Source organism: Trichocoleus sp. Lan (assembly GCF_039961855.1).
In the GTDB taxonomy this organism is placed as follows: Bacteria; Cyanobacteriota; Cyanobacteriia; order Cyanobacteriales; family FACHB-T130; genus FACHB-T130.
Map to the genome: position 1 here is coordinate 54,959 of NZ_JAMPKA010000028.1, position 18,894 is coordinate 73,852.

The window sequence follows — 18,894 nt, forward strand, 5'->3', positions numbered from 1 at the left end:
TCAAGAGCAGAATCAGCGATTCTGACGCTGTGTTGCCAGCAGATTGAACATTTAAATACAGAAGTTCTTACACTGATTCCCCGTTTAAATTTAGTCTGCGTCATTACTTTTGTGGCTAACCTTATACCAAAGATAGGCTGACAGCAACATTTGTAGCCAGATTATTAACTTTGCACTTTGGCGAACGATTACTGTATAAATACCCTGGCATATTCCTGACCAGTCGAACACTGTATTTGACTCTAGTTACCAATTGAGACACAAACCAAATTATGCTAAAAATTCCAGGTTATACAATCACATCAAAAATTTACGAGGGAACAAAAACCGTTGTTTATCGAGGATATCGCCATCATGATGAGCAACCTGTTATTGTTAAGAGTCTTTGGCAAGAGTATCCAGCTCTCACGGAAATTGCCAAGCTTAAACATCAATATGAAATTGCTTATAACTTACCTATCCCAGGAATTGTTAAACCTTTAGAACTAGAAAAATATAATCAATATTGGTTTTTAATCTTGGAAGATTTTGGAGGAGATTCACTACAAAATTTTCTCTTAAAAAACAAAATTAATTTAAAAAGAAATATTCAAATAGTTATTAATGTTTCAGAAACAATTAGTCAACTCCATCAAAATAACATTATTCATAAGGATATTAAGCCTCAAAATATCCTTATTAATCCGGAAACGGGATTGGTAAAAATTACCGATTTTAGCATTGCCTCGCGTCTGTCCAGAGAAAACCAGATGATTGGCAACCCCAATTTGCTAGAAGGCACCCTTGCATACATATCACCAGAGCAAACGGGGAGAATGAATCGCTCAATTGATTATCGTACCGACTTTTATTCCTTAGGTGTCACCTTTTACGAAATGCTAACTGGAAGGGTGCCTTTTCAATCTAACGATCCGATGGAGTTAGTTCACTGCCATATTGCCAGCCTTCCAATTCCACCCAATCATCTGAATCCAAACATTCCACCAGCGGTGTCTGACATCGTAATGAAATTATTATCTAAAAATGCTGAAGATCGCTATCAAAGTGCCTTTGGACTCAAGGCCGATCTAGAGACTTGTCTAACCCATCTAGAAAGTACAGGGAAAATTAGCGATTTCCCACTCGGTAGACACGATATCTCTGATAAATTTCAAATCCCCCAAAAACTTTATGGTCGAGACTCTGAAATTGCTTCTCTAATGGCAGCTTTTGAAAGAGTCAGCCTTGGCTCGACTGAAATGATGCTAGTTTCAGGATTCTCTGGAATTGGTAAATCAGCTTTAGTTAATGAAATTCATAAACCAATTGTACGGCAAAGAGGATATTTTATTTCCGGCAAGTTTGACCAATTTAAACGGAATATTCCCTATGCTTCCTTAATTCAAGCTTTTCAAGAATTAGTTCGACAACTTTTAACAGAAACCCAAGAAAAAATAGACTTTTGGAAAACACAACTATTAGAATCTCTAGGTTGCAACGGTCAAGTCATTATTGATGTAATTCCAGAAGTGGAACTCATTATCGGCAAACAGCCACCAGTTCCAGAACTTGCTCCGACAGAAGCCCAAAATCGATTGAATTTAGTTTTTCAAAAGTTTCTCAGTGTTTTTACGACAAAAGACCATCCCCTAGTCTTATTTCTAGATGACTTACAATGGGCCGATTCAGCCTCATTAAAATTAATTTATCTGCTAATGACCGATCCGGATAGTAAATACTTACTCATGATTGGGGCTTACCGAAATAATGAAGTGAGTGCAACTCATCCTTTAATGCTGACATTGGACGAACTGAAAAAGAGCGATATTGCAGTAAATAATATCTCTTTGAACTCTTTAGTTATTAATAATGTTAATTCACTGATTGCCGACACATTTAAATCTGAATCAACAAAAACAAATTCTTTGGCAAAGTTAGTTTTTAATAAAACTAATGGTAATCCCTTCTTTTTAACTCAGTTTTTAAAATCTCTTTATGAAGAAAATTTGTTTAACTTTAACTTAAAACAGGGATGTTGGCAGTGGGATCTTAAAAAAATTCGAGGAATGCAAATCACGGATAATGTAGTTGAGTTAATGGTGATAAAAGTTAAAAAGCTTTCTGAGTCTACTCAGAAATCCCTAAAACTTGCAGCTTGTATTGGCAACGAATTCAATTTAAAAGTTTTATCGATTGTTAATGAAAAGTCTCAGGTAGAAACTTCTGTTGAACTTAGGGAAGCCCTTAAGGAAGGGCTGATTCTACCCATTGGGAATGCATATAAATACGTTCAAGATTATACAGAAGATACTTTAAATGTTTCTCTCAATAATGATTTAGCTGTTGCCTACAAATTTCTGCATGACCGCGTACAGCAGGCAGTTTATTCCTTAATCCCAGAAACTGATAAACAACAGGTTCATCTCAAAGTAGGTCAGCTATTACTTAAAAATACAGATCGAGAAGAACTAGAAGATAAAATTTTTGATATAGTTAATCAGCTTAATTGCGGCAAAGATATCATAACTAATCAAGAGGCAAAATATGAACTAGCAAATTTAAATCTAACGGCTGGTAAAAAAGCAAAGCTATCTACAGCTTTTGAACCGGCATTAAAATATATAACTGCTGGAATGGAACTGCTTTGCGAGAAAGACTGGGAATTCCAGTATCCGTTAATACTATCTCTTTATAAAGAACGCGCAGAATGCGAATACCTGAACGGAAATATTGATGAATGTGAAAAGTTTTTTGAAATTATTTTAAATAAAGCCGCGTCTAATTTAGAAAAAGCAAGTGTATATATCATGAAAATCATCATATATACAACTAACTTGATGAAAACTAAAGAAGCGATTGAAATCGGTAAAGCAGGATTGAGGTTATTTGGTATCTCTCTCCCCGATGGTGAAAAGGAACTAAGGAAACTAATAGAATCTGAGACCCAAAAGGTTAAAGCTAATCTGGCAGGGAGAGAGGTTAAAGATTTGATTGATGCGCCAGATATGACCGATTTGGAGAAAGTAGCTGCTACCAAGATTCTTATAAATATGACTCCGCCTGCCCGATTTATTGGTAAGCATATATTTGATTCAATAATGTTAAAAATGGTGAATATATCTTTAAAATATGGCAATTCAAATGTCACTTCTTTTGCTTATATGTCCTATGGATGGACTCTGGCAGGAAGAGATGAGTTTGAATCAGCTTATCAATATGGTGAATTAGCCTTAAAAGTGAATGAAAAATTTAATAATTTAACTTTTAAATGTAAACTTAACATGATTTTTGGTTCGTATATTAGTCATTGGAAAAATCATTTGAGGACAGAGTGTGAGGGATATCTAAAAAATGGTTTTCAGGACGGAATTGAAATTGGCGATTTTCAATGGGCTACTTATTCAGCTTACTACCGATCTGTTAAATTAACATTTAAAGGAGATAATTTGGATGAAGTATATCAAGAAGCCCAAAAATGTTTAGAATTTACATCAAAAAAGAAAATACGCTCTTTTATTGATATGTTTTTAGTTATCCAGAAGTTTGTTTTAAGTTTAAAAGGAGAAACAGAACAAAAAACAAGTTTTAACGATAATAATTTTAAAGAAGAAGAGCATTGGGATGAATTGAAAAAAGTTCCAGCTCTTTATGTTACTTATTGTATTTTAAAGGCTCAACTACTTTATTTATACGAAGAATATGATGATGCGATGAAAGCGATCGCAGAAGGGGAAACACTGATCTCGATTCCCTTTGCGACCATCATGATACCAGAACATTATTTTTATTCTACTTTAATTCAAACAGCTCTTTATCCTACTTTGCTGGAAGTAGAGAAAGAGCAGGCAATGCAAAATCTATTGATAAATCTAGAAAAGATGAGGAAGTGGTCTGAAGCTTGCCCAGACAACTTTTTGCACAAATATTTACTAATGTCCGCTGAAATAGCGCGAATTACCGGCAAAGAGGGGGAGGCTTTGGATTTATATGAAAAGTCAATTAACTCAGCTAGAGAAAATGATTATATCCAGAACGAAGCGATAGCCAATGAACTAGCGGCAAAGTTCTTTTTCGGTAAAGGATACACTGTGCTGGCAAAAGCCCATATTCTGGAAGCTCACTATGGCTATCTTAAATGGGGCGCGATCGCTAAAGTGAATGATGTGGAAGAAAAATATCCGCAGTTCTTTTCCGGAGTATCTGTAACCGGCAAAGCTGGGAGTCTGAGCAACATAATTTCTTCTAGTACTGGCAGCGATTCGGGATTGTTGGATGTAACGACAGTCGTGAAAGCCAGCCAAACCTTAGCGAGTGAGATCGTTTTAGACAAGTTGTTAGAAAAGTTGATGAAAATTGTGATTGAGAATGCTGGAGCGCAGAAAGGCTTTCTCATTCTGGAAGAATCAGGCAACTTAGCGATCGCTGCTGAGGGAGAAGTCGATCGGGCTGAGGTAACTGTTCTCCAATTTATTCCCGTAGAATCCAGTCATAAGGTTTCTCCTGCTATTGTCAATTATGTAAAAAGAACGAAGAATAATTTAGTTTTAAACGATGCCACTAACCAAGGCTTATTTAAATCAGATTCTTACGTTTTACAATATCAGCCTAAATCTATATTATGTCTTCCCATTATTAAGCAAACGCATCTAATTGGTCTGCTTTATCTTGAAAACAATCTGACGACTAATGCTTTTACACCTGACCGATTGAAAGTTTTGGAAATGCTGTCTTCTCAAATTGCTATCTCTCTAGAGAATGCCAAACTCTATGATGAGATGACAGCATTAAATGCTGACCTCAAGCAAGAAATTGACGAGCGCAAGCAGGCAGAAAATCGCTTACGCGAAAGCGAAGAGCGATTTCGATTGATTGCCGAAACTACTCCGGTTCCTCTACTGATAAGTCGTGTATCTGACAGCCAAATTCTGTATGCGAATATGGCGTGTAGCTCAACTTTGGGTCTATCCACGCAAGAATTGATAGGTCGTCAGGCACAAGAATTTCATTACGATCCTGAGGCTCGAAAAGAGTTGCTGAAGATACTGGCTAAAAATGGGTACGTCCGCAACTACGAATTTCAGGCAAAAAAGGTAGATGGAACGCCATTTTGGATTAATTTATCCATTCAGCCAATCGCATTCAACGGCGAGCAAGCAATGCTGAGTGGATTCCAAGACATTACCGAACGCAAACGGATGGAGGAGTTAAAAGACGAGTTTCTGGCAAATACCTCCCACGAACTCCGCACCCCGCTTAATGGCATCATTGGCATTACCGAATCTTTGATAGATGGTGTAACGGGGCATTTGCCTGAGAAGACAATTTATAATCTATCGATGGTAGTATCGAGCGCTCACCGGCTATCCAATTTAATCAACGATATTCTTGATTTTTCTAAACTGAAACATGGAAATCTACCGCTTAAAATCAAGCCGGTGGGAATGAGAGAAATTACCAATGTGGTGCTGACTCTCAGCCAGCCTCTAATTGGTAAAAAATCTTTGCAACTGATCAATAAAATTGCTCCCAATACACCGTCTGTTAATGCTGATGAAGATCGGGTGCAACAAATTCTCTACAACCTGGTCGGCAATGCTATTAAATTTACTGATTCTGGTGTGGTAGAAGTGTCGGCATCTGTGGTCGAGGAGGAGCAGAAGGAAGATTCTTCTAACGCTGAATATTTACCTTATCTAGCGATTACCGTTGCCGATACGGGAATTGGTATTCCCCCAGAGAAATTTGGCAAAATCTTTGAATCTTTTGAACAAGCTGATGGCTCAACAGCAAGAATTTATGGAGGGACTGGTCTTGGTCTGGCGATTACTAAAAAGCTAGTGGAATTGCACAATGGGGAAATTTGCGTAAAATCTCAAATGGGCGTTGGTTCCCAATTTACGTTTACCCTACCCCTCTCAAAAGAGGTGAAGGTTGAAGAATTGAAGGTTGAAGAAAGGTTTAAGTTTAAAGAATTGAAACCTCGACTTGGAAACTTGCAACCTGCTAAACAGCAATTTGCAACCCAAAGTGGCGATGTCAAGATTTTGATAGTGGATGATGAGCCAGTTAACGTGCAGGTGCTGGTCAACTATCTATCGGAGCAAAACTATTCCTTAACTCAAGCCTTTAATGGCATAGAAGCATTGGCAGCGATCGCGCAGGGGTTAAGACCTGACATCATTTTATTGGATGTAATGATGCCGCGCATGACTGGCTATGAAGTTTGCAAGAAAATTCGCGAACAGTATTCGCTGAACGAACTTCCCATTTTGATGTTAACTGCCAAAAATCAAGTATCAGACCTAGTAGAAGGATTTAAGTCTGGTGCCAACGATTATCTCATTAAACCAATCTCGAAAAATGAACTTCTAGCACGCATCAACCTTCATCTTCAGTTATCTAATCTGGAGGCGCTGCGGCAAGCAGAAGCGCGAGAACGAGAGAAAGCACAACAGCTAGAACTCACTTTAAGCGCATTGCAACGCACCCAAGCCCAGCTGATTCAGGCAGAAAAAATGTCTAGTATTGGGCAACTGGTGGCAGGAGTAGCCCATGAAATTAACAACCCAGTAAATTTTATTTACGGCAATCTTGCCCCTACAAATGACTATGCGCGAGACTTGCTCAATCTTATACAGATGTATGAGCAGTTTTACCCCGATCCAGTTCCAGAAATTCAGCGGGAGATTGAGACAATTGAATTGGAATATTTGAAAGAAGACTTCCCGAAAATCTTATCTTCTATGCAGGTAGGAGCCGAACGTATCCAATCTATTGTGCTGTCATTGAGAAACTTCTCGCGCTTGGATGAAGCAGAAATGAAGCCAGTAGATATTCATTCAGGCATTGAATCTACCTTGTTAATTTTGCAGCATCGGCTCAAACCCCAGAAAAACCGATTGGGGATTGAGGTGGTTAAAGAATTTGCTCGCCTGCCTAAAGTGGCCTGTTATGCAGGTCAGTTGAATCAGGTATTTATGAATATTCTCAGTAATGCAATCGATGCCTTAGAAGAGGTTTGTGGTTTATCGTTCGCGGGTCATGACCATGAACAATCAACCATGAATCATGAACAATCACCTACGATTTGGATTCGCACCTCTGTTGTAGAGGAGGATCGGGTTGCAATCCGGATTGGGAATAATGGGCCTAGCATGACAGAGGAAGTGCAAAAGAAGATATTTGACCCCTTCTTTACGACGAAGCCGGTGGGAGCTGGCACTGGCTTGGGATTGTCTATCAGCTACTCGATTGTGGTGGAACGTCACGGGGGACAGATTCGCTGTATTTCGTCACCCTTACAGGGCGTAGAGTTTATTATAGAGATTCCGATTCAGCAGCAAAAAAAAGGCTGATATAGACCAGGAGCAATCAAAATGAAGACTTCTGGCGTCAGGTGCAAAGCGAATCATTTTCTTTGAGAGGCATCGCCCAACCGCTGACCAATTTACCGTAAAGTAACAGCATCTGGAATGCCCGAATTGCTAAATCCCAAAAAATGTTATACTATTCAAGTTATTAGGGCATGTAGCTCAGTGGATAGAGCATCAGATTCCGGTTCTGAGGGTCGGGGGTTCGAATCCCTCCATGCTCGTTGAATGTCGATTGACTAATTATTTGTCATCGTTGTCAAATTAATGTCGTCTTGTCAAGTTATTTGACCTCATTGAAGTTAGCTTGATTTGACTACTTGCTAATGATTTACCTAGCATATCTATGCTTTAGGCATTCTCTGCTATTTTTTAAGTTTAAAAACTTCTTTTTGAAGCAGAATCTGATGCTCTATCCTTTCAACCCCCTAAAAAATAGTTAACCAACTTTCAACCCACCCCTAGTTGGGATGGTCGTTGAAACGCGATCGCCTTTTCTCTGCGCGTTAGCTCACGTTCTTCCTTTCAACCCACCCCTAGTTGGGATGGTCGTTGAAACAAAAAATCAGAGAAAGGAGGCAGCTAAATAATGGGCTTTCAACCCACCCCTAGTTGGGATGGTCGTTGAAACAGCGATCGCTACAACAGTTACCTGGAGGAGCTTTTAGAGGCGATTTTCGTAAGCCTCTAAAATTTTCGCTTTATCTGTCCTGTATTTATAGGAGCAACCATCCCACAGAAATACTGGAATCAATATTCCATAAGGGATTCACAGTTTTCGTAAACCTCCCAGGAATTTTGCCCCCGCTTGGGTTCACGAAAAATAAAAAATTAGGGTGGCCCCCTTGGTCAAGAGTAATCCCCTTGGTCAAGAGTAATTCAGTAGCCATCACTGTGGTAAACCCACATCCAGTTTGCATGGGAGCGCTCCTACCCCATAAGATTAAAGTCCTAGTGAACTTCAACTTACAAGTTAATCATTTCTACAGCCGGAACCTTAGATATCAGCATCCTGGACGGACAGCTACTAGGGAATAGAAAGTACAACTGTCTTCCGACAGTCAAACAAACCCATAATTGTCTCCAGATCAGAGGTTCAAACGAACATGACCTGTGGCGCATTTATAATTATATTCTATTGTCAAGGTACTGAGTCTAAATTAGGTTTCAAGATTTACGACGATTGCGATAAGCAGAAATTGCTACTTCTTTAGCTTTTTCTTGGGGACTTGCTCGGATGGGTTGTTGTCCTTCCTCAACAACAATACCTAATTTGCTGGCTTGGGCTTTGATATCGTTTATTAATCTTCCATAGCTCCACTGATGAACTTGAATTCGATAGCGCTTGAGGTATTCTTTTCTGTTTTTCATAAGATCCGGAAATTTCTGCTCTGCTTGCGCTTGAATCTTACTCTCAAAAGACTCACGTATATCGCCCAGCTTTGGTAACACAATACTACCTGCATGATAGGTTTGAGCAAATGTGACAATAGCTTTGGCTATTAAACGATCTATATATTCGCCTAATTGAGAATCTCCGAATTGATTGGAGCTTCCATCTCTTTGAGCTTTGTGGCGTTGATGAGATTCCTTTTGTTTACGCTGGTGTCGTTTGTTTAACAGCCCGTAATTATCTCCGAGTAATTGTTTGAAACTACGATAAGTAATTACTTTGTCTTTTGTCCCATCAACAACTGCTACTGTGGTAGGTTTATGTCGTTCTAATGCCACACCTATAAGAATATGAGACTGACCTTGATAGGGGGGTCGGCTGGGACGGGGAAAGGGGTTATTAAGTCGAGCTAGGGTTGATTGTTTGCGGCGGATAAAGGCTTGCTGGTTGTCATTGAGATTGCTTTTTTGCTCCATGTTGGTAAGGGTTTTGGCAATATCTTCCGCTTTTTCTTGGCAAACTTGCTCTGTGCCTTCAGCCGTCCATAAACGGGTGTCTACGGTGCAGTAGAGGATGAGTTGATGAATTTTCCAAGGTTCGCCTTTATTTGTATTTGTGCCTTCTTGCCAAGCAATCCTTCCTGAGCGCAGAGTAAAAAGACCACTAGAGTATTCATTCTTACTGCCTTTTTTGATTTCTTGATCTTCGTAAAAGCGTTCAAACCATTTAAGCTGGCGTTGGTCACAGTAGATTTGAAACGTATGTTTGCCTAAGCCATTAAATCTAACACTAAGGCGACCTTTTTCGTTTTTAATCCAAGTCAAATCTTCATTAGTTTCATAACCCACTGGAAAGGGTATTGGCTTTGGTTCAGTTAGAAGTTTATTTTGCCAGGATTTAGCTTCTGACTCATCTGTGGGAGCAGTTGTAGATGCGATCGCTAATGTCTCTAGCCAGCTTTCCCATGTTAAATCTCGACCTTTGGGTATGCGACTTTCTAATTGCTGTTTTATTCGTTCAATCTGAATTTCAGTTTTGCGACGGTTTTCAGCAAATTCTTTTAAGTTTTCTTCAGATTTTTCAGGAACTTCATTACTATTTTTGAATAAGTAGCAGACGACGCAGCGAGTAAGGATGTCGTCTGCATCGTTATATACTTTCCAAAGTTTGGTATAAATACTACCCTCTTCAGAGGATAGGGAGTTGAGGAGTTCGGCGGCATTGGTGCGAATTACCTCAACAGAAGTGTTACTTTCTGCGGTTAATTCTTCATCGCTTTTGAGCATTCCTAACCAACTAATTTTCCTACTCAGTTTTTGTGCTAGGCGTTGCTGAAGTTTAAACCAGGATTTATAGATGTATTCAACGACGGCAATCGCACTTGCATAGAACCGTGCAGGTTGATTAGTGAAGCGAGGGTCAGTTTTGAGGGGTTGGCACAATTGTTTGACTATTCCAGCCGGAAGTCTGCCCTTTTTTCTCCACGTTTCAAACTCAGGATGTTGAGCCATTTGCGCCAGTAATTCGTTAATTAAGGGCGTGTTCAGGTCTGCCATCAGTTTCCAGAGATGATGGCAAGTTGATTCGCTTGCAACTAAATGACACTGAACGGTTATCTGGCTCATACTTTTTGAACATTAGTGTTCAATACGCACACAAATGTATTATAACTGCCTTCTGTAAAATCAGAGGTATGTCAGAAAGATTTTTTAGCAGTAAAGAAGCGGCTGAGATTACAGGCTGTAGTTTGCGCCAGTTGCAGTATTGGAGGGAAAGGGGAGTTGTTGTACCTCCGATTAGTGCCACTGGAACGGGACGGAGTATTTACTACTCTCGTTCTGAGTTGGCTGAGTTGGCAGTGATGGAATACTGGTTATCGGTAGGATTAAGTTTTGAGGTGGCAGCTAGGGCCTTGCAGGCTTTAAAGCAGAAAGCACCGGATTTTTCCGCTCCAGGGGTGCCGAAGCGGTTTATGTTGGTCTGGAATAGAAAGAGGAAGGATTTTCGGTTGGAGGAGTTTGAAAGGGAAGAGGCGATCGCATTCCTAGATAAAGGTCAGCCTGTAATTCCAGTATGCTTAGATGTAATTCATCAGCAGTTGAATAACAGACTCGATCGGAATAACTATGCTTAATCTGTATGGGAGGTAATGCTTAATGGTCAATAGTAGAAATACACAACCTGATGAGGGGGTATTTGATTCTGCTTTGGCTAACCAACGTTCAGTATCAGAAACCTTCTTCATTGATTTTTCTGCCGACCAAACAATTGCCCAGAATCTTCACCAATCAGATGAAGCGGTGCAGCGTCGGATACGCCAATTCATGGAAGACGCTAACAGTCCAACTCAGTTTTTATTTGACTTCAATACATACGGTAATAATTTCGATGAAGAAGTCGCAGCAGATTTAAGCACTGGGGCAATTGCAGCCATTGACTCTACAGATATTTTACCGATTACTGACTTAATGACCACATCGTTTTATGCTGTTGGAGTTGGATGTATTACGAGCCAGAATCGCCATAACCCAGAGTTTGTTTTGACTTGGACAAACGCTAAATATGCAACACCTGATAAGATTACCGCGAATGATAAAGACTTGTGGAATTTATGCGACGACTTAGATAATGCTCGGCAGACGAAAGGATCTTGGGCAACTACATTTCGAGAACACCAAGAACGAAAAGTCGCAATTGATGATGACAAGTGTAAGCAAGAAACCGTGCTGCTAGACGGTCCTATTTTTACTCAAAACTTGATTACCCAGCATTCAGGACGAGAACTTTATTCTGAGATGATGGAAAAAGGGAAGCGCTTTATTGGTGTAATCAAAGATTTGGGAAGTTCATGGGCAATTAGTAAGTGGACAGCTATGAGTTTAGAGCGAGGAGAAGGATTTGTACTCTGTCCAATCCAAGACCAATATCAACGACGGTTTGGAGATAATAGAACTATTAATACCTGGGTTGGTGCATTACCTGGACAGTATGTTCGGGTTGTTTATCGTCCTGCTGAGAAAGCCTTTGCCTTTGAGTGTGCTTTAGCTGATTTATCATACGCAGTCAGCCTATTAAGACAAAATGCTAGTCCAACAATTAACCACGAAATACCGCTTTTGCTGGAAACTGTTGATTGGCATCTCAGAGGAAGCAACAACTCCGAGGCTATTAAACACTCCTTTATTGGCGAAATCCAGCGCAATAACTATCGTATGGGAGTAGATATTACAAATGAAGGTAACTATCGATGACACTAATTCAAATTCCTGACACAATTAATTCTGATTTAAGTTTAATATCTGGCTATACATTTAATGAACCAGAGTTATCAGCCAACGATTTCGTTATTGTTGAAGATCGCGCAAGTCACAGAAAGTATTTTGGGCAAGTTGTTGGGCCACAGGCTAACTTGAATCGCTCGGCACTTGGCCCGCAAGATAATGCGACAATCAATGCTTTTGAGCAGTTAGAGCAGAATCACTACACTCGTGAAGTTGTAGTTAAGGAGGTTTATTTTTATCAGGTAAACCTGATTAAAGACATTACCCAAGACCCACCCAGTAGCGTTCGTCGGCGACCCCAAATTGGCTCTATTGCCAGACAAGCCACTGAAGAGGAGATCATCAGATACTTAAACTTGCCCGATGCTGATGAAAGATATCGAATTGGACAGATTATCGATACAAACATTGGCATTTATATCAATCCCCGAACTCTTTTCTATCAAAGCTTGATTGCTGGTGCAACTGGGAGCGGAAAAACTAACTCTTGTGCCAATTACATCCGCGCTGCATTACAAATGGGTTTTGCGGTTATTATTTACGATCATAAGCCTGATTATCAGCATATTAATAGATCGAATCAGGATGCAATAAACATTTTAAATGAAAATGGTCAAACAGACCAAGATACAACCTGGATTGAAGGAGTTAATGCTGATTTTTACTACTTGGGAGAGGACTCAACTGCCTTTCAAGGTACTCCAATTGCTATTCCTGCTTCAGAATTCGATCCGGCAGTTCTGGCAGCAGTAATGTACTATCCTCCTAATGAAACTAACTCTCGTGAAGAATTCGAGACTTTATTAGAAGAATTTGACGACGAACGACACGCAGATCAGAATGGTAACGAGCCAGTAATTTGGACGCTCGGTGACTTTTTTCAATGGGTCACTAGCAACCAAGATCCTTGGCAGGCACCTGGACACGCTAGAGAACGGTTCAAAGGAGCACAAGGAAGAACTTACACAACTATGGTGAGTAAAATGCTCCGCCGGAATCGTCGTCCGGCTTGGGTTGACGGTGGACTCCCAATCCGTCCAATAGCGAATCCTAACGGTACTAGAGGCAGAAGATCCAGTCCAAGTGCGGCTGTATTTGGTCAAGATCGAACCCCTCAGCAACCACAATGGTTCGATCCTACTAATCTATTACAATCTGGAAGAGCATTAGTTATCCGCGTGGGACAGGCAGGTGGAGGACGTGACTATGGATTGTTCCTCAACTATATGCTTAAGCGAGTTTACGATCTCAAGGAGCAACGCCAGATTACTTTCCCAGTGCTGCACCATATTGATGAAGCTCAAGACCTCTTTAATGGGAGTAAGCAGTTTGCCTCTGCAATAGGTAACGTACTTAGTGAAGGAGTCCGTAAAGGCAGAAGCCGACAAATTGCTTTTACAGTTGCTGTTCAGAGCGCTGCTCAGATACCTGATGATATTTTGAATAATTTAAACACTCGCATTATTCATCGGCATAACCGAGCCAGTGAAGCGCAAAGAGCATTAGAGAAAGCCGCAGATGCCCAAATTTCCATGACTAAGAATTTTGGGCCTGGTGAGGCACTTGTCGATCTATTTGGTGCTTCCGCAGTAGTTAATGCCAGAATGCGTTTATCGCCTTTTCAGCTTACTACTGAGGAGTTGTTGCAGCAGCAAGAACAACAGATGCAGCAAGAACAGCAGCCACACCAAGAATTATTGGCACCAGAAGGAGACATACCATTTTAATTGGAAGGACATCATAAAAACTCTTTGACGGATAAAATCTATCCCATGCAAAAAATACCACATCAACAGCTAGAACTGCTAGCTTCATCTTCTATCGTCCTAACTGTGGTCGTGGGTAGTCAGGAGGAAATCGAGCAATGAAAGAGCTTTCGTCTAAACACGAATCTGCTATTATACCCACTATTGTTATCGGCAATCAAGAAACAGTTATAGCCCAATCTTTGAAAACGGTGAGAGACTTACTGAGGCAAGCTAAAACAGTAGAAGAAATGCAGGGATTTTGGCAAACAGTCAATGCGCTGGAAGCTCTCTCTAAAAAATTTCGATTAAGTAAAGAGGTGCAGCTTGACGCTACTGAATTGCGGATTCGGATTGAACGCCTATTGGGAGAAATGTTAAGCAAAAACACTAAAAAAAGACAGGGAGATATAAGAAAACAGAGTCAAAACTCAGTTAATGTTGATTTTGATTTCGAGGATATTAAAAGTGTTCGTTCAAACCTGAGCTTCACAACAAATGAGTCGTTGAAATTCCAGCAACTTGCAAGCATTTCGGACGAAGTATTTGAGGCTGCTATAACGGATTTGAGGACTGAAGCAGCCATTAATAGGAAGACAGCTTTATCCACAAAAGGAATACTACGGACTATTCGGAATGAACACAAAAAAGATAAGGAACCACTATTTAGCCCTATTATCAAGCCTTCTGACAACTGGAATTTTAGCACGGTTCAATACGGTCGAATTGATGAAAAAGTTAGGGAAGGAAGGGGTTACATTCCTGGCGAAATTTACGCTAACTGCTTCTGGTACTACGTTAAACAAGGAGATTTAGTAATTGCACCAATGGCTGGCTCAGGTCAGGTTTGGCGAGTGTATGAAGCTCGTCAAGAGTGGATGGGTCAGCACGTTTATGATTTTAAATTAAAAATGTTTGATCTAACTCCACGTGGAAAATACAAAATTTTAATTAGTCAACATGACTTAATAAAAAGTTGTCCGGTTGTTAATCCTGATTATATTGTTATGGACATTCCTTATTATGGAATGGCTGCCCAACAGTATTCTAATAAGCCTGAAGATTTAGCTAATATGGATTTAGAAAATTGGCAGAGGGCAATCGGTACAATTGCTAAAAATTGTGCTTCGGCGCAACAGACAGGAACCCTTTGTACTGTTATATCTCCTAATTATCGAGATGTATCAAAAGGATTAATTGTGATGATTACAGACACAATCCGAATGTTGTGGGAATCTGCTGGCTATATTCTCTACGACAAAACTTATTCGAGCCGCAGAATTCAGCAAAATCAAAACCCCAGCATGGCGCGAATGAACAATCATGCTAAAGCTAATCGAATTATGCTAACTGACATTACGGAAGTTTTGACATTTCGGAAAGTTTAATTAGCAAGACTTTCGCATCTAAACTTAGTTTGTAGCGATCGCACCATCCCAGAAGAGCAAAAGCTTTTTAGGAACTTTAGGTAAAAAAGGAGTTTTCTGTGAATAAAAATACTCAAAACACCAACGAGCAAGGAAGCAAGATAAAGAACTCCCTTCATAATCTACGTCATAATTCTATTATTACAGGAATAATTATAGGCATTTTTCTATTACTAATTGAGTACAAAAGTGGTCTTTTCCAAGCTCCCCAAGGCAGTTCAAATCATTCTATATCTTTACTATGGTCAGGTATAGCTACTTTTATCACTGTGGCTTTTATCATATCTGTCATAAATTTTATACGTATTTCATTGGATTCTCAGGATTACTTTCGAGAACAGTTCTCTTTGGCGGTTTTTTATACAATTGTTTTTTTAATTGCTGGCTTAATTGTATCTGTAGCTGGTAAACTAATGTTTTGGTATTCACTTCTAGCAGCATTATATATAGTATCAAATCAAAAGATAATTGTGTCTCAGCCCTCATGGGAAGGATATGCTTTCTTAACTACATTAATAGGAATTTTGTATTTATTTGCATTTATTCGTCATCAAAATTGGGATGGGCTTAGAAGTGTTCAACAATATGAGCGCGAGCAGCGAAGTGAAGCTAGCGAAGTATTTTTTGAAGGCTTCGGAGAATTTAAAAGAACTTTCTATGGTAAGAGTACTTTAGAAAAGTATTCAGAACTTGATCCCCTCCAGCTATTGGGTCACTTGGAACAGTCAGAGGACTTCATATCTCAAGCCTGGAAGGAACAAGCACGTGAACTATTAAGGCTTTCTTCTTCATCTTATGATATTGATACAGACTCTGGATGGCATGATAGGCAGGGTTATTGGGTAGGTCAGAATATAGATACAAAAAATTTAATTTTTCTTTATCCTGCTCAAGCTGCTTTAAGCAAAACGGATTTAGACAATTTTGTGCGTTATTCCAAACAAATAGCTAACTCTAAAAATTGCCAAGTTGGTGAATTGATAGTTGCTTTTCGGGAAGATAAAGACAAATTAGCCACTCCAATTGATTCGCATAGAAAGATTCGCTTTGAAACAGAAGATAACCTGCTTGGACAGTTAGTTAATTTTACAGATTATCGCAATGATATTCAGAAGCGTGTCTTGAGTCATAAGCTTTCAGAATCTGGTTTTACATTACATGATGTATATGTACCTTCGCAGCTATATGTATCTAAAGGAAAGAGAGCAAATGATAATGTTGAAGATTATTTGCAAAAGTGGCTTGATGAATCTAGCCAACGCCATATCGCTTTGTTAGGAGAGTATGGACAAGGCAAGAGTTCCGCAGCATTGATGTTTACTTACCGTTTATTGTGCGAGAGTAATCAACCACCAAAAAGAATTCCAATCCTAATCGAGTTGCGTGGAAAAAGTCCAAGAGATATGAGACCACTTGAACTTCTTGGAGCGTGGGCATCCCAATACAGAATAGAACCACAAGCTCTAATGCGTCTTCATATTGCCGGTCGTCTAGTTCTTATTTTTGAGGGCTTTGACGAAATGGCACTAATCGGAAACTCGGAATTGCGGCTCAGGCATTTTAGATCACTATGGAAGTTTACTTACCCAAATGCAAAAATTATAATTACTGGTCGTCCTAATTTCTTTTTGGATGATAGAGAAATGAAAACAGCTCTTGGAATTATTAAACCAATTAGTGAAGAACCTTATTGTGAATCAATAAGGTTAGCACCATTTACTATAAATCAAATTCAAGAAGCATTGAGAGAGCAGAATCCGGTGGTACGAGATCAAATTTGCTCTCTTGCTCAAAATGAACCTCGGTTCCTAGAGATAGTTTCAAGACCCTCTTTACTCCATGTAGTCTCCCTTCTATGGGAAAAAGAAAAACTACACGAAAAGACTGCATTGCTCAACTCAGCATATGTGATGGAATGTTTTGTTAGAAGTAGCTATCGTCGTCAAGGACTTAAGGCACTAGGCTCCAGAAACTTTATGGCTCTCAATAGTTCAGAACGTGATTACTTTATGTGTGGTATTGCATCTTATATGGTAGCAAAAGAACTTAGCAACCAGATTTCAAATGAGCAGCTTAATTATTTGATTGGGAATTTAACTGAAGCTATTCCTGAGTCAATATCAACATATTCATCTGAAATTCTTGGCGAGGATATAAGACCGCTACGTTCACGCATCCAAGATCCTAAAGAAGATATGGAACACATCATAACTGATGTACGTACTTGTGGATTATTGGTAGATGATCCATCAGCTCCAGGAATATTGAAGTTTGGTCACAAGTCTTTTATGGAGTATCTTTTTGCGACAACCGTTAAAGAGTATATTTGGGATTCTAGTTTAGAGAAAGCCAGAGCTATTAGGAAAGTAACCTCTTTTCCCATAGAAGCTATTCTTGATCTTCCTGTATCAGTTGATTTCCTAGCTGAGATGATCGGCACTGATCCTGCTACGAAGCAACTTAATAGCACTAATAATGTTAGCTCTAAAGGAGAAGGTACGACTTCTATTCGTCTTCTAAAGGTAATCTTTTATACAAAAAATAATTCGTATTACTGGCTTATGTTACGCTTTGGTCTCTTAAGCCTTTCATATAATGCATCTAGGAGAAGTCTTCAGCCGATTCAACGTACCTTTCTTTTATTTACCAACCCATTAATAGTTCTTTGTTATAGCTTGATATTTTTGGTTTATCAAGTTTCGGCAAACCAAAAAGGCATTAATTTCACAGTAGCTTCTAGTAATGATTTTACGGCTCTTTTTGCGACGTTTTCTGCTTTAATGCTCTCCATCTTGAATTTTTTAACCCTCTTTATCACAAAAGCAATAGTTCCAAAGTTTCGTCTCTGGAACTCTATATGTCAAAAATTGGGAATAAATGATGAGGTATTACATCAAATTGCAGGCACTTGGTTGTTTCCGTGGGCTAGAAATCAGCCATTCAACTACTTTCTAATACAATCTAAAGTACATCATGGTAGTGGAAACTAATCTAAATAAATATATTAATATCAAAAATTTTTAAGGTAAGAGAAATTGTAAATTGGATGCTCTTTATTACTGAAAATGTACTAAACCATTCTGAGTGTATCTATTGCAATTTACTTTTTGCCAAGCCAGAGCCAATAACCAACCTTGCTGTCGTTACTGCCAAGATCCAAACATTAGCTAATTTATTGGAGCGTGAACCAGACAGTATCCGCAATCATTATTTAATAAGGCTTCTGCCACTTCACTATATCTACAAAAGTCACAAAACAACGACCATACCACCCATCTGCTCACAAAGCTGGAATGTTGAACCTCTCCCCACAGTTAGGGCATTCAGAGAGCAAACTTAGTTTGTGGCGATTGCTCATACTTCAGCAATCGGCTACGCACCTTTGCCTCTTTTTAAACTCCCACCTGATTCTATGACAAACGGAAGCGTAACCAGCGCAACCGTTGGTGTGTTAGTCAGAAGCGGCGAATTTCAGGAATCGTTTTCCAGTTCGCTCTTGACCTCGATACCGTAGTTGACAAAAAGACCAGAAACAGAGATTTCCAAAGCTGCCACTAGCTTGACGACATTTTTTAATGAAGGGTTACGCTCTCCGCTTTCGATACCTGAGATGTAGTTACGATGAAGCCCTGACCTTTCAGCCAGTTCTTCTTGGGATAAATCTAGTTCTCGCCTTCGCCGCCTAATCGCTTTGCCAAA

8 protein-coding genes, 1 tRNA gene and 1 CRISPR repeat array are annotated in these 18,894 nt (G+C 39.5%); of the genes, 7 read left to right on the forward strand and 2 right to left on the reverse strand.

Annotated elements, in window-relative coordinates:
• Positions 1-272: 272 nt before the first annotated feature.
• Entirely contained in the window at positions 273-7,334 is a 7,062-nt protein-coding gene (locus tag NDA03_RS21925) for an ATP-binding protein (protein ID WP_348239125.1), read from the forward strand.
• Positions 7,335-7,500: 166 nt separating this feature from the next.
• Positions 7,501-7,573, forward strand: a tRNA-Arg gene (locus NDA03_RS21930).
• Between the two features lie 223 nt (positions 7,574-7,796).
• Positions 7,797-7,981: direct repeats of the CRISPR family, unit length 37 nt; unit sequence CTTTCAACCCACCCCTAGTTGGGATGGTCGTTGAAAC.
• A gap of 535 nt (positions 7,982-8,516) precedes the next feature.
• Here NDA03_RS21930 and cas12k read toward each other — a convergent pair.
• A complete protein-coding gene (gene cas12k, locus NDA03_RS21935) occupies positions 8,517-10,367 on the reverse strand; it encodes a type V CRISPR-associated protein Cas12k (RefSeq protein ID WP_348239126.1) in 1,851 nt (616 codons plus the stop codon).
• Between the two features lie 68 nt (positions 10,368-10,435).
• On the opposite strand from cas12k, the gene NDA03_RS21940 reads away from it, so the two are divergent.
• The 5 genes from NDA03_RS21940 (at position 10,436) to NDA03_RS21960 (ending at position 18,185) form a co-directional block, all read left to right on the forward strand.
• Positions 10,436-10,876, forward strand: a complete 441-nt coding sequence (locus NDA03_RS21940) for a MerR family transcriptional regulator (protein WP_348239127.1) — start codon at positions 10,436-10,438, stop codon at positions 10,874-10,876.
• 22 nt (positions 10,877-10,898) lie between these two features.
• Entirely contained in the window at positions 10,899-11,993 is a 1,095-nt protein-coding gene (locus tag NDA03_RS21945) for a hypothetical protein (RefSeq protein WP_348239128.1), read from the forward strand.
• Positions 11,990-13,750 (forward strand): helicase HerA-like domain-containing protein, encoded by a 1,761-nt coding sequence (locus NDA03_RS21950; protein ID WP_348239129.1) that lies wholly within the window; start codon positions 11,990-11,992, stop codon positions 13,748-13,750. Before NDA03_RS21945 ends, NDA03_RS21950 begins: the two co-directional genes overlap by 4 nt.
• A 137-nt stretch (positions 13,751-13,887) precedes the next feature.
• A complete protein-coding gene (locus NDA03_RS21955) occupies positions 13,888-15,156 on the forward strand; it encodes a hypothetical protein (protein WP_348239130.1) in 1,269 nt (422 codons plus the stop codon).
• Positions 15,157-15,254: 98 nt separating this feature from the next.
• The gene (locus tag NDA03_RS21960; protein ID WP_348239131.1) at positions 15,255-18,185 is read left to right on the forward strand and encodes a hypothetical protein; all 2,931 of its coding nucleotides are present in this window, start codon (positions 15,255-15,257) and stop codon (positions 18,183-18,185) included.
• A 481-nt stretch (positions 18,186-18,666) separates the two neighbouring features.
• On the opposite strand, the gene NDA03_RS21965 is transcribed toward NDA03_RS21960, so the two are convergent.
• On the reverse strand, positions 18,667-18,894 hold a 228-nt coding region (locus NDA03_RS21965), incomplete at its 5' end, for a helix-turn-helix transcriptional regulator (RefSeq protein ID WP_348239132.1).